At 65.1% G+C, this 21,170-nt stretch carries 14 protein-coding genes; 12 read left to right on the forward strand and 2 right to left on the reverse strand.

The window, feature by feature from the left end; genetic code table 11:
- The first annotated feature begins 3 nt into the window (after nt 1-3).
- The 7 genes from poxB (at nt 4) to VRZ08_RS21295 (ending at nt 9,148) form a co-directional block, all read left to right on the forward strand.
- Nucleotides 4-1,734, forward strand: coding sequence for a ubiquinone-dependent pyruvate dehydrogenase (gene poxB, locus VRZ08_RS21265; protein ID WP_414533808.1), 1,731 nt, complete (start codon nt 4-6; stop codon nt 1,732-1,734).
- A 250-nt stretch (nt 1,735-1,984) separates the two neighbouring features.
- Nucleotides 1,985-4,378: an FdhF/YdeP family oxidoreductase gene (locus VRZ08_RS21270; RefSeq protein WP_414533809.1), complete on the forward strand. Its 2,394-nt coding sequence runs from the start codon at nt 1,985-1,987 to the stop codon at nt 4,376-4,378.
- Between the two features lie 18 nt (nt 4,379-4,396).
- A complete protein-coding gene (locus VRZ08_RS21275; RefSeq protein WP_414533810.1) occupies nt 4,397-5,794 on the forward strand; it encodes a cytochrome ubiquinol oxidase subunit I in 1,398 nt (465 codons plus the stop codon).
- On the forward strand, nt 5,791-6,816 hold the full coding sequence (locus tag VRZ08_RS21280) for a cytochrome d ubiquinol oxidase subunit II (protein WP_414533811.1): 1,026 nt from the start codon (nt 5,791-5,793) through the stop codon (nt 6,814-6,816). Before VRZ08_RS21275 ends, VRZ08_RS21280 begins: the two co-directional genes overlap by 4 nt.
- 107 nt (nt 6,817-6,923) lie before the next feature.
- Nucleotides 6,924-7,232, forward strand: coding sequence for a UBP-type zinc finger domain-containing protein (locus VRZ08_RS21285; RefSeq protein WP_011156882.1), 309 nt, complete (start codon nt 6,924-6,926; stop codon nt 7,230-7,232).
- A 420-nt stretch (nt 7,233-7,652) separates the two neighbouring features.
- The gene (locus VRZ08_RS21290) at nt 7,653-8,255 is read left to right on the forward strand and encodes a helix-turn-helix transcriptional regulator (protein ID WP_234803353.1); all 603 of its coding nucleotides are present in this window, start codon (nt 7,653-7,655) and stop codon (nt 8,253-8,255) included.
- A gap of 194 nt (nt 8,256-8,449) precedes the next feature.
- Nucleotides 8,450-9,148: a sensor histidine kinase gene (locus VRZ08_RS21295; protein WP_264054642.1), complete on the forward strand. Its 699-nt coding sequence runs from the start codon at nt 8,450-8,452 to the stop codon at nt 9,146-9,148.
- 364 nt (nt 9,149-9,512) lie between these two features.
- Here VRZ08_RS21295 and VRZ08_RS21300 read toward each other — a convergent pair whose 3' ends face one another.
- Nucleotides 9,513-9,743: a DUF3551 domain-containing protein gene (locus VRZ08_RS21300; RefSeq protein ID WP_107354647.1), complete on the reverse strand. Its 231-nt coding sequence runs from the start codon at nt 9,741-9,743 to the stop codon at nt 9,513-9,515.
- A gap of 272 nt (nt 9,744-10,015) precedes the next feature.
- Here VRZ08_RS21300 and VRZ08_RS21305 point away from each other — a divergent pair, with 272 nt between their 5' ends.
- The 3 genes from VRZ08_RS21305 to VRZ08_RS21315 are packed head-to-tail and all read left to right on the forward strand — an operon-like array spanning nt 10,016 to nt 13,225.
- The gene (locus tag VRZ08_RS21305) at nt 10,016-12,067 is read left to right on the forward strand and encodes an FUSC family protein (protein ID WP_414533812.1); all 2,052 of its coding nucleotides are present in this window, start codon (nt 10,016-10,018) and stop codon (nt 12,065-12,067) included.
- 13 nt (nt 12,068-12,080) lie between these two features.
- Nucleotides 12,081-12,287 carry a DUF1656 domain-containing protein gene (locus VRZ08_RS21310; RefSeq protein WP_011156887.1) on the forward strand — a complete coding sequence of 69 codons (207 nt, stop codon included), beginning with the start codon at nt 12,081-12,083 and terminating at the stop codon, nt 12,285-12,287.
- Between the two features lie 44 nt (nt 12,288-12,331).
- Nucleotides 12,332-13,225, forward strand: coding sequence for an efflux RND transporter periplasmic adaptor subunit (locus VRZ08_RS21315; protein ID WP_414533813.1), 894 nt, complete (start codon nt 12,332-12,334; stop codon nt 13,223-13,225).
- Nucleotides 13,226-13,362: 137 nt separating this feature from the next.
- On the opposite strand, the gene VRZ08_RS21320 is transcribed toward VRZ08_RS21315, so the two are convergent.
- A complete protein-coding gene (locus VRZ08_RS21320) occupies nt 13,363-14,346 on the reverse strand; it encodes a helix-turn-helix domain-containing protein (protein ID WP_414533814.1) in 984 nt (327 codons plus the stop codon).
- Nucleotides 14,347-14,445: 99 nt separating this feature from the next.
- On the opposite strand from VRZ08_RS21320, the gene VRZ08_RS21325 reads away from it, so the two are divergent.
- Complete coding sequence (locus tag VRZ08_RS21325) at nt 14,446-19,581, forward strand: ATP-binding protein (protein ID WP_414533815.1); 5,136 nt, start codon at nt 14,446-14,448, stop codon at nt 19,579-19,581.
- A gap of 130 nt (nt 19,582-19,711) precedes the next feature.
- Nucleotides 19,712-21,169: a class II fumarate hydratase gene (gene fumC, locus VRZ08_RS21330; RefSeq protein WP_414533816.1), complete on the forward strand. Its 1,458-nt coding sequence runs from the start codon at nt 19,712-19,714 to the stop codon at nt 21,167-21,169.
- Nucleotide 21,170 lies beyond the last annotated feature (1 nt).

The raw sequence follows: 21,170 nt of genomic DNA on the forward strand, positions 1-21,170 counted from the left end.
TACATGCCCAAGGTCGCGGATCGAATTGTCGAGATTCTTCATCAAGCCGGAGTTCGGCGCATCTTCGGCGTCGTCGGAGACAGCCTCAACGGACTGACGGAGGCGTTGCGCGAGCACGGTGGAATCCAGTGGGTGCACGTTCGCCACGAGGAAGTCGCGGCCTTCGCCGCCGCCGGCGAATCCCAGATCACCGGAGAGCTGGCGGTCTGCGCCGGCTCCTGCGGCCCGGGCAATCTGCATCTGATCAACGGCCTCTACGACGCGCAGCGGACACGTACGCCGGTGCTGGCGATCGCGGCGCAGATTCCGTCGGCCGAGATCGGCGGCGGCTACTTCCAGGAGACGCATCCGCAGAATCTGTTCCGTGAATGCAGCGTGTATTGCGAGCTTATCACCGATCCGCATCAGTTCGACTTCGTCATCGAGAACGCGATCCGCGCCGCGATCGGCCGTCGCGGCGTCGCCGTCGTGGTGATCCCCGGCGACGTGGCGTTGCGTGAGGCGACGGGGCGCGGTGTGTCGCCGGTCTCGGGCTTGCTGCCGCCGGCACCGGTCGTCACGCCGGGCGAGGCGGAGATCGAGGCGCTGGCGACGTTGCTCAACGGCGCCGGCAGGGTCACGCTGTTCTGCGGCCGCGGCTGTGCCGGCGCGCACGACGAGCTGATGGCGCTCGCCGAAGCGCTGAAGAGCCCGATCGTTCATGCGCTCGGCGGCAAGGTGCACGTCGAATACGACAATCCCTACGACGTCGGCATGACCGGCTTCATCGGGTTTTCGTCGGGCTACGAGGCGATGCACGCCTGCGACGTCTTGCTGATGCTGGGCACGGACTTCCCGTACAAGCAGTTCCTGCCGGGCGATGTGAAGATCGCCCAGGTCGATCTCCGCGCCGAACAGCTCGGCCGGCGCTGCAAGCTCGACCTCGGTGTCGTCGGCGGCGTGCGCGAGACCATTGCAGCGCTGTTGCCTAAGCTGATGACCAAGACCGATCGCGGCCATCTCGACCATTGCGTGGCACATTACGTGTCGGCCCGAAACGGTCTCGACGACCTCGCCAAGGGCGCGCCCGGCCGCAAGCCGATCCACCCGCAATATCTTGCCAAGCTGATCAGCGACAGCGCCGCCGAGGACGCGGTATTCAGCTTCGACGTCGGCACGCCGACGATCTGGGCGGCGCGCTATCTAAAGATGAATGGTCGTCGCCGCCTGATCGGCTCCCTCGCGCACGGCTCGATGGCGAACGCGCTGCCGCAGGCGATCGGCGTCCAGGCGGCGCAGCCGGGTCGGCAGGTGATCTCGCTGTCCGGCGACGGCGGATTCACCATGCTGATGGGCGACCTGATCACGCTGACGCAGATGAAGTTGCCGGTGAAGATCGTGATCTTCAACAACGGCGTGCTCGGCTTCGTGGCACTGGAGATGAAGGCCGCCGGCTTCGTCGAGCTCGGCACCGATCTGCAGAATCCGGATTTCGCCGCGATGGCGCGGGCGGTCGGCATTCACGGCGTGCGGGTCGAGGATCCCGGCGATCTGCCGGCCGCGGTGGCCGAAGTGCTGGCTCACGACGGCCCCGCGGTGCTCGACGTCGTCACCGCCAAGCAGGAACTGTCGATGCCGCCGACCATCGGTGCCGAGCAGGTCAAGGGCTTCAGCCTGTGGCTGGTCCGCGCGGTGATGAGCGGGCGCGGCGACGAAGTGATCGATCTCGCCGAGCAGAATTTGTTGCCCCGCTAGGTACAGCGGCAGTGGAAGAATGAAGATGCGCCGCGCCAGCTTTGGCGGCGCATCTTCGTGTCGATCGCGTCCGAGCCGGACGCCTGCCGCCGCGCGCCCGGACGACAGCGGATGCCTCCCGATTACCAACTCTTCGGGTGTTCGTTTCGCACTCCGCAATGCGAAATGAAAATGCATTGGCCTCCGATGTCACCACCTGAGACAGGCACGGGATACGCGTCCCGCTGCCAATTCTCGCAGAGGGTGCATGGTGACAAAGCGGCGACCAGAGGGAATTCGAGACTACGAGGAGCCGGCCGGCGGATGGGGAGCGCTGAAGGCGCTGGCCGTCGCGCTGAAGCAGCAGCAGCTCGTCGTCGACGGCGTTCCGACTCTCTTGAAGCAGAACCAGCCCGACGGCTTCGATTGTCCGGGCTGCGCCTGGCCGGATCCCAAGCACACGTCCGCCTTCGAGTTCTGCGAGAACGGCGCCAAGGCGGTGACCTGGGAATCGACCCCGAAGCGGGTCGGCCCGGAGTTTTTCGCGCAGCATACGGTCGCATCGCTGTGGGAGCGATCCGATTACTGGCTCGAGGATCAGGGCCGGCTCACCCATCCGCTGCGCTACAACGCTGCAACCGACAAATACGAAGCGGTCGACTGGCAGGTGGCGTTCCACGACATCGCCGCGCGCCTCAATTCGCTCGACGATCCCAATCAGCTCGAACTCTACACCTCCGGCCGCGCCTCGAACGAGGCGGCGTTTCTGTTTCAGCTGTTCGGCCGCCAATTCGGCACCAACAATTTCCCGGACTGCTCCAACATGTGCCACGAGGCGACCTCGGTCGGCCTGCCGCGCTCGATCGGGATCGGCAAGGGCACCGTCACGCTCGAGGATTTCGACAAGGCCGAACTGATCATTTCGATCGGCCACAATCCCGGTACCAATCATCCGCGCATGATGACGCCGCTGCGCAACGCCTCGCGGCGCGGCGTCAAGATCATCGTGCTCAATCCGCTGCGCGAGCGGGCGCTGGAGCGCTTCGAGGCGCCGCAGGCGCCGATCGAGATGGCGACCACCTCGTCGACGCCGATCGCCTCTTGCTACTTCCAGGTCAAGGTCGGCGGCGACGCTGCCGCGCTCAAGGGAATCTGCAAGGCGCTGGTGGCGAAGGACAAGGCGGCGCGGGCCGCCGATCTGGCGCCGCTGCTCGATCATACCTTCATCGCCGGCCACACCGCAGGATTCGACGCGATGGTCGCCGACCTCGAGTCCTGCAGCTGGTCGGCGATCGAGCGCGCTTGCGGATTGCCGCGTGCCAATCTGGAGCGGATCGCCGACGATTATGCGATCTCGAACGCCACCATCGTGTGCTACGGCATGGGCGTCACCCAGCACGTCACTGGCACCGCCAATGTGCAGCAGATCGTCAATCTGCTGCTGCTGAAGGGCAACATCGGCAAGCCGGGCGCCGGCGTCTGTCCGCTGCGCGGGCACTCCAACGTGCAGGGCGATCGCACGGTCGGCATCACCGAGCGGCCGTCGGCGCAGTTGCTCGACCGGCTGCGCGACGTGTTCGGCTTCGAGCCGCCACGGGCGTTCGGCCATTCGGTCGTCGACAGCATCGCGGCGATGCGCGACGGCCACGCCAAGGCGGTGATCTGCCTCGGCGGCAATTTGGCAATGGCGGCCTCTGATCCGCAGGCGTGCTTTGCGGGATTCCGTCGGCTCGATCTCGCCGTGCACCTCGCCACCAAGCTCAATCGCACGCACCTTCTGGCGGCCAAGACGACCTATCTGTTCCCCGTGCTGGGCCGCACCGACGCCGACATCCAGGCCTCCGGGCGGCAGGCGCTCACCGTCGAAGATTCGATGTCGATGGTGCACGCCTCGCGTGGCTTCCTCACGCCGCCGAGCGATCAAGTGCGTTCTGAGCCGGCGATTCTCGCCGGCATCGCCAAGGCGACGCTGGCGGGCGGGACCCGGGTCGATTGGGATGCGCTCGCCGGCAACTACGACCTCATCCGTGACGCCATCGAAGAAGTGTTTCCGGAGTTCGAGGCCTACAACGATCGCATCCGCAAGCCGGGCGGTTTTCAGCTTCCGAACTCGGCTGCAATGCGGATCTGGAATACGCCGACCGGCAGGGCGAACTTCGCCATCTTCGCCGGCCTGGAAGAGGACGAGACGACCGCGGACCCTGACGTGCTGCGGATGACCTCGCTACGCGCGCACGATCAGTACAACACCACGATCTACAGCCTCAACGATCGCTACCGCGGCGTGTTCGGCCGCCGCGACGTGTTGTTCGTCAATCCCCGAGACCTCGCGCGGCTGGGCTTCGCCGAAGGCGACGTCGTCGATGTCGCCACTGCGCTGGACCACGCGCGGGCCGACCGCGTCGTCCAAGGCCTTACACTCGTCAGCTACAATCTGCCGGACGGCTGCTGCGCTTCCTACTACCCGGAGATTCAGCCGCTGGTGGCGCTCGACTTCCGCGATCCGGAGTGCCTGACGCCGTCCTACAAATCGATCCCTGTCAAGATCACGCCCGCGGCGGCGCCGCTCGCCGGCGATCGGACGGTGGCGCGCGACGGGATCGTCGGCAGACCTCCGACCGAGATGGTCGCTGCGCAACCTTCGCCCACTTCCCCCACCGAATGAACTGAACAGGCTCACCCGATGGATCAGCTCCTTCTCTCCCGACTGCAGTTCGCGTTCACGATCGGCTATCACATCCTGTGGCCGGCCTTCACCATCGGCATCGCCTGGTTCATCGTTGTGCTGAGCGCTCTGTGGCTGCGCACGCACAATCCGGTGTACCGCGATCTGGTACGGTTCTGGACCAAGGTGTTCGCGCTCGCCTTCGGCATGGGCGTGGTCACCGGCGTCGTCATTTCCTATCAGCTCGGGCTCAACTGGTCCGGTTACGCGCGGGCGACCGCCGATGCGATCGGACCGCTGTTCGTGATGGAGGTGCTGACCGCGTTCTTCCTCGAAGCCGGCTTCATCGGCGTGATGCTGTATGGCCAGGAAAGGGTTGGGGAGAAGCTGCACTTCGTCGCCTGCCTGATCGTCGCGATCGGCACGGTGCTGTCGGCGTTCTGGATCATCTCGGCGAATTCCTGGATGCAGACGCCGACCGCCTTCACCACGACGGCCGACGGCCGGTTCGTCGCCACCGATTTCTGGGGCGTGGTGTTCAATCCGTCGATGCCCTACCGGCTGGCGCATATGATCACCGCAAGCTTCATCACCGGCGGCTTCGTGGTGACCGGCGTCTCGGCGTTCTGGCTGTGGCGCGGGCGTCCCGCCGATCAGCCTGCGGCCCGCAAGGCGTTCTCGGTCTGCCTCGGCCTGTTGGCGGTGTTGATGCCGGCGCAAATGCTGATCGGCGATCAGCACGGGCTGAACACCCGCAAATATCAACCGATGAAGCTCGCCGCGATCGAGGCGCGCTGGGACACGGCGCGCCGCGTGCCGATCAACTTGATCGCATGGCCGGACGAGAAGGCCGAGCGTAACGACTACGCGCTCGAAATCCCACTGCTCGGCAGCCTGATCCTGACGCATTCGCTCAATGGCGAGGTCAAGGGCCTCAAGGAAGTGCCGGCGTCGGAGCGACCGCCTGTGCTCCCGGTGTTCCTGGCCTTCCGCGTCATGGTCGGCTGCGGGATACTGCTGCTCGCGGTCGCGTTCACCGGCTTGTATCTGCGCTGGCGAGGACGGCTCTACACCACGCGCTGGTATCAGATCGCCTGCATGGGCTGCGTCCCGCTCGGCTTCATCGCCACACTGGCGGGCTGGGTGGTCACCGAGGTCGGCCGGCAGCCCTATGTGATCTACGGGCATTTCCGCACGGCCGAGGCGGTGTCGCCGCTCGCCACCGGCGCCGTTGCCAGTTCGATGGCGGTCGCCTTCGTGCTCTACAACTGCCTGCTGCTCGGCTTCTTCTGGTACGCCGGCCGGCTGGCGTGGCGCGGTCCGATGAGCGGACTGCCGACTCATCCGGCCGTGCCGCTGGCGACCGTGGCGGCCGCGCTTGGACAGACCTCCCCAACCCCTGAAGGTGCGAAATGAGCATGCTGGCGAACTTCGACTTTGCGTCCTTCTTCGCCGTCGCCGCGGCGATCGTGATCGGGCTCTACGTCGTGCTGGACGGCTTCGACCTCGGCGTCGGCATCCTGTTTCCGTTCGCGCCGCGCGCGTCCGATCGCGACGCGATGATGGCGACGCTCAAGCCGTTCTGGGACGGCAACGAGACCTGGCTGGTGCTCGGCGGCATGGTGCTGCTCGGCGCCTTCCCCCTCGCGTTCGCGATCCTGCTGCCGGCGTTCTACGTGCCGCTGTGCCTGATGCTGTTCGGGCTGGTCATTCGCGGCGTAGCGTTCGAATTCCGCTCGCAGGGCGGCCGATTCCAGATCGTCTGGTCGGCGACCTTCGCGGCCGGGTCATTCATTGCGGCGTTCTGCCAGGGCGCCGTCCTCGGGGCCTTCGTCGGACGCAGCATCACGGTGTCGGACGGCGCATTCGCGGGTGGTCCGTTCGACTGGCTCGGGCTGTTTTCGATCGCGACGGGACTGGGCGTGGTCGCCGCCTACGGCCTGCTCGGTGCCTGTTGGCTGGTTTGGAAGACGAGCGGATCGACGCAGAATTTCGGCCGCGAACTGATGCTGCCGACGCTGCTGTGCGCCGGCGCCGCAATCGTGCTGATCAGTGTCTGGACGCCGTTCGCCAAGCCGCAGATCGCCGAGCGCTGGTTTGCGTGGCCGGATGCGCTGTTGCTGGCGCCGCTGCCAATCATCGCGGTCCTGGCCGGGATCGGCATTCTGCTGACGCGCTGGAGCGAACGCGAATGGGCGCCGCTGGCATTGTCGTTGTTGCTGTTCGTCACCTCGCTCGCCGGGCTCGGCGCCAGCGTGTGGCCCGAAGCTATTCCGGGCGTGATGACGATCTGGCAGGCGTCGTCGATGCACAGGACGCAGGTCATCGTCGCCGGCGCTGTCGTGATCATCGGGCCGATCATCCTGGCCTATATCGGCTACGGCTACTGGCTGTTCCGCGGCAAGACCAAACCGGTGCCGGAGTTTCCGCCACGCTGATGTCGCGATGGCCAAATTGAATGTCCGGCGCTTTGCTTCGGCGAAGCGCCGGACATTGAATTCAAATCAGTTCGCGATCCTGCACGGCCACAACGAGGGAAATGCACATGACGATGGGATGCAGACATGTCGCGGGGATCCGTACCGTCACGCCGAGCGCGCTCGGCTGTGAGGAGTGTCTGAAGATCGGCAGCCCGTGGGTCCACTTGCGGATCTGTCGAACCTGCGGTCACGTCGGATGTTGCGATGACTCTCCGCACAAGCACGCCACGCGGCATTTCCATGCGACCGGTCATCCGATCATCGAGGGCTACGACCCGCCGGAAGGATGGGGGTGGTGCTATGTCGACGAGGTCATGTTCGACCTGTCGGACCGCATGACCCCGCACAATGGGCCGATCCCGCGCTACGTTTGAAGCGTCAGTTAGGACCTGGCGCTCACGGTCGCGTTTCGAATGTGGCTGGGCAGGTGGCACCTCTCGCGGGCTCATCATGTGGGTCAGGTTGCGCATACATTCGTATGATGTTCGGTCGAACGCCCCCCTTCATATAAAGGAAGCGCGCAACGTGGCGCGTGACCGTCAATATGGAGGTCGACCGTGTCGCATCAGTCCTGTCAGTTCGTTCGTGAAGCACAGCCGCACCAGCGGGACGGGGGCATCCAATTGGGCGCCGGCGATCGCCGACAGGACGAGCCGCCGCATCCCCGGCCCGAGAAAATTGATTTCAAGAGCATCGCTGCGTCGATCAGCATCGTGACGGGCGACGCTGCGGCCACTCCGGCGATCCAGCAGGGATGGCGATGCCGAGTCGCGAACGAGAGCCGAGAGACAGTCTTGAGCTTTCCCGATCTCGTTCGTTCGTTTGCCCCTGAAGGTCAGACCGTCTCCGGCGATCAGGATCCGGTGGCGGCCCGGCTGTCCGAGGCGTTGGCGGCCGCAGAGCGCGATCCATCGGAATTCTCGGCGCTCTACGCCGACGCCGTCCGCCTCGTCACGGTGGTTCGTCGCCTCAGCATCGAGGGACACACCGGCGCCGTCCACGAGCCGCAAACGACGGCGGCCGGTCTTCCGAAGTGGCGGCTCAAGTTGGTTTACGACTACGTCACCATGCATCTCGGCGAGAAGGTGACGCTGGCCGACATGGCCGCGGCGGCACGGCTGAGCCGCATGCACTTTGCGGCGCTGTTCTTGCGCGCAACCGGCATGCGGCCCCATCAGTATCTGCTGCAGCGGCGCATCGCGGCGGCGCAAGAGTTGCTCCTGGACGCCAACCAGCCGATCATCCAGATCGCCATTCAGGTCGGATTTCAGACGCAGGCGCACTTCACCACGGTCTTCAAGAAGATCACCGGTGTGACGCCGGCGAAGTGGCGCGAGACGGTGCTGCCGCAGAGTTCGCATTCCGATCAGTTCGGCGTCCACGCCGTCGTCCCGTAGAACCCGGCCGCTATTCGTTGCAATCGGTGGCGCTTCCGGGCGAGTCCATCGCCCGATCGGTTCGTCGCTGCTGCCTGTCTTGTCTCGCGTCCTCGGGCGTTTCACGACCAAGGTCAGCTGATTTAACACCTGAGTACAGTATTGCTTACCAAGCCGAATGGCATAATCCGCCCACAATCGTGGAGAGACAAACAATGATTGGCGAGGCTTCCATTCACGGCGGGACGTCGGTGCTCATCGATAGCCCGGCCGGACTATACATGAATGCCGAGTGCAATCATCGGATCGCTAACAGTCTGCAGATGGTTGCGTCGCTGATTTCGATGGAGAGTTTGCAGCTCCAAGACGACCAGGCGCGTCGCAGCCTGGAAATGGCGGGCTTGAGAATACAGGCAATCGCCGGAGTGCATCGCAGGCTCTATTCCACGTCCCTGGGTGAAGACTCTCTTGATTTGGCCGATTATCTGATTTCGCTGATCCGGGAGCTTCGCCCGCTGTGCCTGCCGTCTCTCAATTCGGGCAGACTGCTTGCGGACCTCATCCCGATGACGGTGCCGCCCGAAACGGCAACGAGCCTTGGCCTCATTGCCGCCGAGGCCGTCGTCAATGCCTGCAAATATGCCTACAGCGACGGGCGATGTGGCGATGTCATCATTCAAATCCGCCGCAACGGTCTGGGCGGAGGAGCGATGTCGATCGCCGATACCGGGTGTGGACGTTCAGTCGATGATGGGGCTACCAAGTCTGGTTTCGGAAGCCGCGTGATCGATCTCGCGGCGGACCGTATCGGCGCGACCATCCGCTATGAGGACAATCGTCCGGGGACGAGGCTGATCGTCGATTTCCCGGTCAAACCTTCCATGCAGTGTCCGATAATCTCGTTACCTGAATAGTTCCCGAAGCGACGCTGGTCGCAGGTGCAACGCGTGTCGACGAGACGACAGCGAACTGCCTTGGGGACCCCGGACGCACGAACGGATCCCTGCTTCAGAAGACGGCGTGGCTACGTTCGCTGACGCGCGTCGCGCGAACGCCCGGCGCGCGAGCCGGGTCGATGTCGACTTGACGATATGAAGTCGGCCTGACGGCCTCAAAATCTCAGCGTGAGATACAAGATCCAGCCGTGAGGACGTCGGCGCTGGATTGCGATCCTCACTTGCAGAGCGCACCTCAGCATGGGAGCCCGCGCCGCTATGCCGAAGAACGAAGGGAGCGCCGCAGTGTGCTGGCGCTCCCTTTTGGTTCGATCTGCCGTTGTCAGCGCGCCGACTGGGCGGTGCTGGCGTTGCCGAACAGCAGATGCGGATTGACGGTGCACTCGCCGCCAACGCCCGAGGCGGTGGCCCGGCACGCGGCGAGCGTGCGATATTCGCATTCCAGCGCGTCGGCGGTGCCGTAATCGATGCACCATTTGTAGGAAGCGGCCGAGGCCGCGCTCGCGGTGAGCATGCCGACGCCAACAACCGACAGCATCAAGAGCTTCTTCATCGTTCCATCCTCACTTGATCGGCAACCACTTGCCGTGCACAAGCCATTTGCGCCCTGGTTCGTGATGTTCTTTTCCAATTATTTCGCGGTTGTTCGGATTCGAACGGCTGGTCACTCAAACCATGGTTGGTATCAACTACGCCGTGTCGCCCGCGAAAGGCGCTTATCTCATCGGAGAACGATCAACCTGCGCTGGCAAACCATCGTATGATGGAGCTCGTCACGCGCCGGATCCATCTGGGATGCTCCCAGCCTCGAGGTGTCCGGCCAAGATGAGCGTATTCGACCACAGCGGCCGCGAGGCTCGGCGTTTCTGGCACGGCTTGCGGCAGGCGGTGCTGTCGCGTCTCCAAGCGTTGGCTCCCCGTGTGCTGTTCGGTCTGCGCTTGTCGGCCTCGGTCTGTCTCGCGCTGTTCGCCACCTATTATCTCGAATTGCAGAACGCGTTCTGGGCGGCGACGACGGCAGCGATCGTTTGCCAGCCCAATCTCGGCGCATCGATCCAGAAAGGTCGCTTTCGCGCGATCGGATCGGCACTCGGCGCTCTGGTCATGGTGGCGCTGCTGGCCGCGTTTCCCCAGCAGCGCGAACCGGCGCTGCTGCTGCTCGCGCTGTTCTGCGGCCTATGCGCGGCGGCCGCTACATTGCTGCGCAATCTGGCGGCCTACGCGGCTGCGCTGGCGGGCATCACCAGCGCCATCATCTTCGCCGACACCGTGACGGATCCCTCCTCGGCTCCCTTTCTCGCGATCGTCCGTGTAGGCGAGATCTACATCGGCATCTGGTCGGCCACTGTCGTCGCGATGCTGACCGGCTCCGGGTCGGCCCGGCGACAGCTGTGCCAGACGCTCGGCCGGATCTCGGCGAATCTCCTCGCTGGCTTCTCCACGGATGTCACCTCAGGTCGCGGTGCCGCTGATAGTCGTGCCGCACGCATCGCCCTCGCGCGCGAATTGGGCCCGCTCAATCTCGCCATCGACGCAGCCTTGGGTGAGCAATCGCCGGTGCTCGCCGATCGCGCTCGGTTGCGCCGAATTCCGTTCGCGCTTCTGGATGCACTGACCAGCTGGCGAAATGCGGCTCGTTTCGGCGAGCGGTCCAGCGTGGCGGAGACGACCAGCCGCGGCGAGTTGCGCGCCTCGCTCGCTGCAATCGATCCGGCCCGATTTCAGAGCGATCCGGCGGGCTTCCGGGATAGCTGCCGCACCGCGCTCGGCCGCATCGACGCGACACGGAGTAGCGATGTCGATGCGCCGATCGTGGTTGCGGCTCGCGACGTCGTCCAAGGCCTCGCCGCCGCGGCCGACGGCATGCTGGCTAAGGGGGCTGTCGGTAGCAACGGCCGGACACCGCGGGCGTCCTTCGTTGTCGCCGACCCGCTGCCCGCGCTTGTGAACGGGGCCCGGACGGCCGCAGCGATCCTCGCGGTCACCTGGTTCTGGGTGGTGACGGCCTGGCCGTCGGGGCCGTTTGCGATCGTCTTTACCGCGGTCGCTACGCTGATTTTCGCCTCGTTCGGAGACCACGCGGGTGATCTCGCCAAGGACTACACGATCGGCGTCGCACTGATGGCCGTGGTAGGAAGCGTGCTCTATTTCGGCGTGCTGCCGGCGCTATCGAGCTTCGCGGCGCTGATCGCCGTGCTGTCGGTGCTGTTCATCGTGCTCGGCGTGATGCAAGCGGGGCCGTGGCACAGCGTCGTCTTCCTGGCGATGACGATCTCGTCGCTGCCGCTGCTCGGCGTCGGAAACCCGATCACCTACGACGCTTCGGCGTATTTCAATCTCGCGCTGGCGATCGTGTCCGGAAGTGCGGTGGGAGCGATGTTCTTCGTCGCCATCCCGGTTGTGCCGCCGAGCCTTCGGCTGCGCCGCTTGATCGGTCTCTCGCTGCGCGATCTGCGTCGGCTGCTGTCGCTTCGGAGTACGACCGATCAGCGTCGTTGGACAGCGCTGATGGCGCGGCGCATCGAGCTTCTGCCCTCGAAGGCGACGGCGGACGACGTCGCCGATCTGCTCGCGCTCCATGCAGTCGGTCGTGCAGCTCTCCGCCTCGAACAAGAGGTTTCGGGCGACCGCGCGCTGAGCCTGCTCCGAGCCGCCCTGACGGCGCTGGCCGATGGCCATTTGGCGGACGCGCGGATGATGCTGGTGACATGGCGCGGCCAGAGCCTCGCGCTCGATCCGCCCGACGATGCGGACCACCGGCGCTGGATCGCCAGCCAGTCCCACATCGCCGTCATCATCGACGCGATCGACAACCATCCAGTGCTGCTGGCGACTCCGTTCCGTGGCTGGCAGCCGTTCTTCAAGGCATTCAGGTGAGGGGGCCGATGTGATGTATCGGGAGGTCAATCTATTCGGCGTCTACGTCGCGCCGTTCGTGGTGATGATGCTGATCGCGTGGGCGGCCTCCGTTCCGCTCGGCATCTTGGGCGCGCGGCTGCAGCTGGGCCGGTGGGTCTGGCACCCGGGTCTCTTCAATCTGTCGATTTACGTCATCATCCTCTCGATCGTCGTCGTCGTCTCGGGAGCTCATCAATGACGGCCGTTGATACTCCTGCAGCACGCCGGCTTTCGGTTGGGAAGGTGCTCTCGGTCCTGGCCACGCTCGCCGCGATCGCTGCAGCGGCCTATATGGGGCGGATGCTGTGGCAGGCCTATATGGCTGCGCCGTGGACGCGCGACGGCACCGTGCGGGCCTACGTGGTCGGCGTGACGCCTCAGGTGTCGGGCCGCATTTCGGAGCTTTCGGTCAAGGCGGCGCAGTACGTCCGCAAGGGCGATCCGCTGATGAAGATCGATCCGGTCGATTTCCAGATCGCGCTGGCGAGCGCGGAAGCGACCGTCGCCAGCGCCAGGGCCGACCTCGCCAACAAGCAGGCCGAAGCCGAACGGCGCGACCGTCTCTCGTCCCTCGCGGTCTCAAAGGAGGAGCAGCAGATCTATGCGGCCGCGGCCGACATGGCAGCTGCGGCCTTGCGTCAGGCGCTCAGCAACCTCGACAAGGCGCGGCTGGCACTCAGCCGGACGGAGATCATCTCTCCGGTCGACGGTTACGTCACCAATTTGGTCACCCAGGCGGGCGACTACGCCACCAGCGGCCAGCGCGCGTTGTCGATCGTCGATAGCGACAGTTTCTGGGTCGATGCGTATTTCGAGGAAACCTTGCTTCGCGGCATTCGCGTCGGCGACCGGGCGCGGGTCGCGCTGATGGCGTATCCGCAGACACTCGCGGGCGAGGTCGTCGGAATCGAGCGGGGTATCGCGGTCCCCAACGCCGAGTCCGATCCGTCCGGCCTCGCCACGGTCAACCCGGTGTTCACCTGGGTGCGGCTGGCGCAGCGCGTCCCGGTCCGGATCGCTTTGAAGGATGTACCACCGTCGATCGTGCTCGCTGCGGGCCTCACGGCGACGGTGTCGATCCAGCCAAACAGCGCTCCAGCCGGCGCGAAGCCGATCGTGCCGCCGCCAGCGGAGTAGCATCGCGGCGATGCATCTAGAACGTTATCGAGCGAAGTGGACACGGTTCGCGTGAAGAAAACGCGTCAAAACAAAAATCGAGAGCTCCGGTTCTGATCCTATTGGAACCGGAGAAGCTCTAGGCCGGCGCCCCAGGCTCAGGTGCGGGAGAGATGTCGATATTCACCCGGCGAAGTGCCGACATGGCGTCGAAACGCCCGGGTGAAGGTTGCCTGTGAGGAGAACCGGCAGATGTAGGCGATTTCCGCCAAGCTCAGTCGGCTGTCTTTGAGCAGGTTCAGCGCGTGATCGAGTCTGCGCTCACTGATGAAGCGGTAGGGCGGCGTTCCTGTCGCTTCCCGGAACGCCCGTGCAAAATGATGTTTGCTGAGGCAGGCGACCTCTGACAGCTTCGACAGAGACAGGTCCTGGTCGATGTTGTCGTAAATGTAGTCCAGCACCCGGCGCAGCCTCGCATCGTCGAGCTTCGATGGTCCGCTGTCGGGGCCGAGGTGGATCCGGCTGTCGTGGGAATAGTCGGAAACGAGATGCGCCACCAGGGACTGGGCGAGGCAGTCGATCAGGATCTTGCCGCTGCTGGTTTCTTCCTGCGCCTCCCGATAGATCCGTTGGCAGATCTGGCGGACCAGCTCGTCGTTGACGTCCGCCAGATAGGCGATGTTCGCAGGCGACAGCGATCTCGAACTCAGCTCGGAAAGGCTGTCGAACTGCGACTTTGCAAGGAAGACGTGCTGCACCATCGGCAGCGTTTCGGTGATCCGGATCGAATCCTCGGTGACGCCAATGGGGCAGAACCACAATGTGCCCGGTCGCGCCGTCGTATTCTGAAACGCGCTGCCGGAGCGACGCTCCACGCGTCCTGTCTGTGAGCCGGCGATGGCGAGGGTGACCTCCATCTGGTCGGGAACCGGCACCGGGATCTCGCCGGCGGGATGACGTCGAACCTGTGTGCCGATGCCGTCCCAGCCTCGTCCTTCGGAGCTCAGAATAAGCTCGGCGGCTGGAAACTTTCGATCCCCGAACGCCTCCAGTCTGGTCATCTGGTCCTCGTCCTCAGGCTCATCGGCTGCATCCCGTCGCCCCTTGGCAATCTGGACCCGGGCTCCGGCCGGATCAAGCATATCAATCCTGGCCAAAACGTCGCTTGTCCAAGCAAAGACCGAGCCAGCCGGTGGAGATAGGCTTGTCCTTCAGGTCATCAACAGCTGTGGAACCCGACCTTGGCAACCTCGCAGCAGACATGTCACGGCGAGGCGCGGTGCAGCTCGGAGGAGCCGCGGCCCTACCAGGCGATCAATCGCCAATGGTGGTCCGAACTCGCTTTATCCTTCACAGGCTTGGCTGACGGGATCGAAACGCATCTGGCGGAGGAGAAGAGCGGGCGAACCTGGCGCATCCGCAGCGCGGCAGCGGGCACTTTTGCAGCGGCCCGATTGGAGCGCGAGGCGACGATCGCGGCCCGCGTGGGCGCCGCCGCGGCCGAGTTACCCGCGTATGTCGGCAATAGCGACAAGGTCGTCCTTGTCTATCCGGCCGCCCGTCGCGCATTGGCATCGTTGCCGATCGGCGAGGTCGCGGTCGATTGCTTTCTCGCTATTGCAGAGGCTGCGGCCATTGCGCTGTCGCGCGTGCATGCCTGTGACGTCGTTCACGGCACCCTGGACGCTGGCAAAGTCCTGCTCGACGAGAACGGCCTCGTCCGTTTTGCGGAGTTTGGCCGGGCGCGCCTGACCGGGCAAGAGCTTGCGCCCGATATGTCCGGGCTGCCGCGGATCGACTTCAAGTACGCCGCCCCAGAACAGGCCCGGCGTGATCATCCCGTGCTGGATACGCGAAGCGACCTCTATGCATTGGGAGTGATCCTCTACGAATTTCTGGTCGGTCGTCCGCCCCTGCTCGCGGCGAGCATTGCCGACTGGCTACACGCCCATGTGGCGATCGATGTGCTGCCGCCGAGCCACATCCGGGGGCGTATTCCGCCTGCGATCGATGCAGTTCTGCTCAAGCTGTTGGCGAAAGATCCCGGCCAGCGCTATCAGACCGCGAGCGAGCTGCAGGCCGAGATTGCACGGATAGCAGCCTTGCGTGGAGCGGCAGGCGGGGAGGACACTCTTCTTTATCCGTCCGGAAAGCTGGCCGTCCGGGCCCGTCTCGCCGACGCGTTGTTTGGCCGTAACGCTGAACTCGACAGCTTGGTTCGTTCGCTGGACAATGTGCGGCAATCCTGCAGGGCCGAAGTCGTGCTGTTGTCGGGGCCGCCGGGCGCTGGAAAATCCGCTCTCGTCGGCCGTCTGCTGAAGCGCGTCGGTCAAGGCGACGCCATCAGCGCTGTCGGCAAGGGCGACCCGCTGCGCAAGGCAATCCCCTACGCGCCCATTGTTCAGGCGCTGCGATCGGCCATGATCAGCCTCGTGGCCGGGGACCGCGAGGCGCGCGAGGTGATACGTAGCCGCCTCGCCGAGGTCCCCGGTTGCGGCCGGCTGCTGACCGAACTCATCCCCGATGTCACGCTGCTGTCGGGGAGCAGTCGGCCTCTGCCCGAGGTGCCTGCCCATCTCGCCCAGGTTCGCACCACGCGCATCATCCGCGAGACCTTCGTGGCGCTCGCCTCTGCGCAAACGCCACTGATCCTGTTTCTCGACGATCTGCAATGGTTCGACGGCGCCAGTCTCGACGTCGCCAAGGCGCTGCTCGACGCGCGTTCCTCGCACATCCTGCTCATCTGCAGTCATCGCAGCCACGAACGCAGCGACGGCCCCTGGCGTTCGCTGTCCGACGAAGCGCGCGCCTCCGGCATTCCCTGCACCGAGATGAACCTCGCGGCGTTGTCGCCGGGCGATACGCGCGAACTAATCGCTTTCGCCCTCGACCAGCCGGTGGAGCAGGTCGGAGAGCTGTCGGCGATCATTCATCGCGAGACCAACGGCAGTCCGTTCTACATCGGCCAGCTCGTGCAGAAATTGACTGACGAGCAGATCGTTTCATTCGACGGCGCGCGACAGCAGTGGGTTTGGGACCAGGCCCGCCTGTTTCAGGGCTTCACGGTGATCGAATTCATGGCGCGGCGGCTCGAGGCACTGCCGAAGCGCCAGCGCGAGGTGCTTCGTCATCTCGCCTGTCTCAGCCGGCGCGGATCGATCGAGGTTCTGGCCGGCCTGACGGCGATGTCGTCGGATGAAGTACGCAAGCTGGTCGACAGTCTGGTGCAGGCCAATCTCATCTCGCGCGCCGGGGAATATCTCACATTCTCGCACGACCGCGTTCGCGAGGCGGCCTATTCGCTCACGCCGGAGGAGCGCAGGCCGAGTGAGCATTTGCGTATCGCACGCTATTTGCTTGCTGCCGGAATCGGCGATTGCAGCCCGGACCTGGCGTTCGACATCGCGACGCAGATCACACGTGCCGACGGAAGCAAGCTGGCGGACCGCGAGCGTGTGATCTTCGCCGGGGTTCTTTTGACCGCGGCCAGGACGTCGCGGTCGACCGGCGCGGCCGAGCAGGCGCTGCGATTTCTCGACGTCGCCCGCGACCTGCGATTGCCCAGCGGGGTGCCGGACTGCGCGTTTCCGGTGTTCGCGATCGAGTGGCTGCGATGCGATTGCCTGCTCGCCCTCGCAGATACCGAGGACGCACTCATTGCGCTTGGCGGCTTACTGAGCGTCGCCGTCACGCCTGTCGAAATCGCCGACACCTATCGTCTACGGGCGCTGGCTCTGACCATCAGGTCCGAATACGATTCGGCGATCGAGGCGGCGTTGCAGGGCCTCGCGGCACTCGGCATCCAAATCGAGCGTCTCCCAGATCTGGCCGACCTGGAGCAGCTCTATCGCTCTTGCCAGGCGCGGCTGGAAGAACTGACGCCTGCCGGGATATTGGCTCTGCCTGACGCATCCGATGAAATCGCACGCGCAGCCCTCCCGCTGCTGTCGACGCTGATCTCAGCGTCCTTTGTTCCCGGCGACCTTCGCTTTCTTCACGTTCTCAAAATCGTCGAGCTCACATTGGACTACGGCCTGACGCCGGAGTCCGCCTATGGGCTGGCATGGTTTGGCGTCTACGGGGCGCATCACTTCGCTGCGTATGAGCAAGGGGTGCTCTGGGCGGAAGTCGCTTGCCGGATGGTGGAGCGCGAGGGCTACGAAGCGCAGCGGGCCGCGGCGCTGATCGCGCTCGACCAGGTCAGCGTTTGGACCAGGCCGATGCGGCTTGCGCTGGAGCGCGCGCGAGAGGGCGCTCGCGTCGGACAGGCCGCGGGCGATCTCGGCATGGCCTGCTACGCGCGCAACCATATCGCCTCCAATCTTCTCGTGCTCGGCGAGCCGCTCGACGCCGTTCGCGGCGAGATATCGGAGGGCCTCAGCTACACCATCGAGATCGGCTACAAGGATATCGAACGCATCCTCGACGCCCAGATGGGCCTCGTCACCGCGCTGCTGAGCGGTGACAGCGACCGGCATCAGGTCCGTGATGCGGACGCCGTCACCTCGAAGGCGACGCAGTTCTGGGTCGCCTACTATGCCGGCGTCACAGCGTTCCTGTTCAATCGGGATGTCGCGGCGCTGCGCCATCTGGAAAAGGCGATGGATCTGGCCTGGTCCGCGCCTGCTCACATCGACACGGCGCAGTGCCGTTTCTTTTTCGCGTTGGCGTCGTGTCGTTCGATCGCGGGCGGCCGTCCAGACGACGACAAGATCGCGCGGCTCGATGCGGTCCGCGCGCGCTTCGCCGAATGGGCGCGTCTGAATCCGGACACGTTCGAGAGCAAGTCTCTCCTGCTCGATGCCGAGGCCGCCCGGCTGAGCGGCGACGGCGCAGCCGCGCAGCGATTGTACGAGCGGGCCGCCCGTGCGGCGGAGAGAACCGGCTTCATCCACGATCAAGCGCTCGCCCACGAACTGGCGGGGAACTACTACGTGGAGGCGGGGCTGTTCGCTCCGGCGCAGGGCTGCCTGATTGCGGCGGGCGCCTGCAATCGCCAATGGGGCGCGATCGGCAAAGCGGCGCATCTCGCCGTCCGATTTCCGCAGCACGCGGGCCGGGTCGCTCCGGCGGAGGACGGCGCCGGCCAGCGCGAACTCGATCTCGCGGCGCTGACCGCGGCGGCCCAGACGCTGGCCGAAGAGGTCGGACTCGAGCAGGTGCTACGAACCCTGATGCGGAGCATGATCGTTCATGCCGGTGCACAGTTCGGTTTGTTCCTGCTGGTCCAGGACGGCGTTGCGGGTATCGAGGCATCTGTGAGAGTTGAGAGACAGGAGATTCGAGTCGACCTCTACCGCGCGATCCCGACCGACGACGACCTGCCTTTGGCGCTGTTGAACACCGTGATGCGGATCAAGAAGGCCGTCACCTTCGCCGACGTTTCGACGGACGCACCGCAGCTCGATGCTGCTGGGCCGCGCCGCAGGGCCGCCCGCTCGCTGGCCTGCATCCCCTTCATCAAGCGCGGCGATCTGGTCGGTATGCTGTATCTGGAGAATTCGCTGGCCGCCAACGTCTTCACTCCCGGCCGCATAGCGATGCTCGAGGTGCTCGCCGCGCAGGCGGCAATCTCGCTGGACGCGGCGCGGCTGTATCGCAACCTGATCGACGAGAACCGACGCCGGGCCGAGGCGGAGTTTCAACTGCGCGAGGCTCGCGCGGAACTGGGGCGGACGTCGCAGATGACCGCGCTCGGCAGCTTCGCCGCCTCGATCGTGCACGAAATCAATCAGCCGATCGCCAGCATTCTGGCACAAACCGAGGCCGCGCTGCGCTGGCTCAACAGGGAGCAGCCCGACATCGGCGAGGTGACCCAAGGGCTGACCCGGATCAGGAATTCCGGACGCCGCACCGCCGATATCGTCAAGTCGCTGCGTTCGCTGGGCAAGCAGGCGCCGGCGACGTTCTCACCGATCTGTCTGGAAGAAGTGGTCGAAGAGGTGATGCGGCTGATCGCCGAGGACCTCGACGCCGGCAGTGTGCAGATCACGGTGGGGCTGTCGGATCAGCGGCGAAGTATCTCCGCCGATCGCGTCCAGCTGCAACAGGTCATCTTCAACCTCGTCACCAATGCGATTCACGCGATGGCTGAGATGGAGGAGAGCGCGAGGCGGATCGTGATCAACACCACCGAAGCCGGCGACGGAATGGTACGCCTCACCATCGAGGACAGCGGCTGCGGCATGTCCGAGGAGGTTCGCGGCAAGATTTTCGAGCCGTTCTTCACCACCAAGGCGGCCGGCATGGGCGTCGGGCTTGCGATCTGCCGCTCGATCGTGGAGCTGCATCGCGGCACGATCGACGTGCGATCGACGCCCGGGCAGGGCAGTACGTTCGAGATCGCCGTCCCCGTCTGCGAGCACGTCGCGACCTGAGCATATCTTGGTATGATTGGGGTCTGACATTTGCGCTCCCAACTCCTAACCGATGCCGCGCGACGTCGCCGCTGCCGCCTCGTTGGAGGTTTTGGCCAGACAAGCGCGCCAAAGGTTTGGAGCGGAAGCGATGGCGGGCGAGACTGTGACACCGATCCTGCGTGATGTGCCGATCGGCCTCACGGCGACAGGCCAGCGCCGCGAATTCGACAGCATGGGCAGCGTCGACGTTCCGGCCGATCGCTATTGGGGTGCGCAGACGCTGCGCTCGTTGCAGCATTTCTCGATCGGCGGCGACCGCATGCCGAAAGCGGTGTACCACGCCTATGGCTACGTCAAAAAAGCCTGTGCGCTGGTGAACCACGCCGCCGGCCGGCTGCCGGCCTGGAAGACCGAGGCCATCGTCCGCGCCGCCGACGAGACCATCTCGGGCGCGCTGGACGATCACTACCCGCTGTTCGTGTGGCAGACCGGCTCCGGCACCCAGAGCAACATGAACGTCAACGAAGTCGTCTCCAACCGGGCGATCCAGCTGCTCGGCGGCGCGCTCGGCACGCAGCAGCCGGTAGGGCCGAACGACGACGTCAATATGGGCCAATCCTCCAACGACACGTTTCCGACCGCGATGCACATCGCCGCGGTGACGGCGATCGACGACCAGGTTGTGCCGCAGCTCTCCAAGCTGATCGAGATCATCGAACGGAAAGCCGACGGCTGGATGGACGTCGTGAAGATCGGCCGCACCCATCTGGAAGACGCCGTGCCGCTGACGGTCGGCCAGGAATGGCACGGCTGGGCCGGTCAATTGCGCGATGCCCGCGCGGCGATCGAAGCCAGCCGCGCCGGCCTGTATCAGCTCGCGGTCGGCGGCACCGCGGTCGGCACCGGCCTCAACGCCCCCAAGGGCTTCGCTGCCGACGTTGCTGCCAGGATCGCCGAGCTGACCGGCAAGCCGTTCGTCACCGCACCGAACAAGTTTGCCGCGCAGGGCTCGCTCGACGCGATGGTCCGCGCCCACGGCGCGCTGCGCGATCTCGCGGTGGCGCTGATGAAGATCGCCAACGACATGCGCTGGCTCGCTTCTGGTCCGCGCTGCGGCTTCGGCGAATTGCTGCTGCCGAGCAACGAGCCCGGCTCCTCGATCATGCCCGGCAAGGTCAACCCGACGCAATGCGAGGCGATGGTGATGATCTGCATCCAGGTGATGGGCAACGACAGCGCCGTCGCCTTCGCGGGCAGCCAGGGCAATTTCGAACTCAACGCGATGCGGCCGGTGATCATCAACAACTTCCTGCATTCGGCGCGCATCCTCGCCGACGGCTGTGAGAAGTTCCGGACCTATTCGGTCGAGGGCACCGAGCTCAACCGCGATCGTGTCGCGCAGTACGTCGAAGGCAGCGTGATGCTGGTCACCGCGCTGTCGCCGGTGATCGGCTATCAGAACGCCGCGCATATCGCCGAAGATGCGATCGCCAAGAATCTCACGCTGAAGCAGGCGGCACTCGCCTCCGGCAAGGTCGACGAGGCGACGTTCGACCGCATCGTCCGGCCGATCGACATGGTCGGCAGCGGTCTTGCGGGCGCCTGAC

Source organism: Rhodopseudomonas sp. G2_2311 (genome assembly GCF_047501505.1).
Classification (GTDB): domain Bacteria; phylum Pseudomonadota; class Alphaproteobacteria; order Rhizobiales; family Xanthobacteraceae; genus Rhodopseudomonas; species Rhodopseudomonas palustris_H.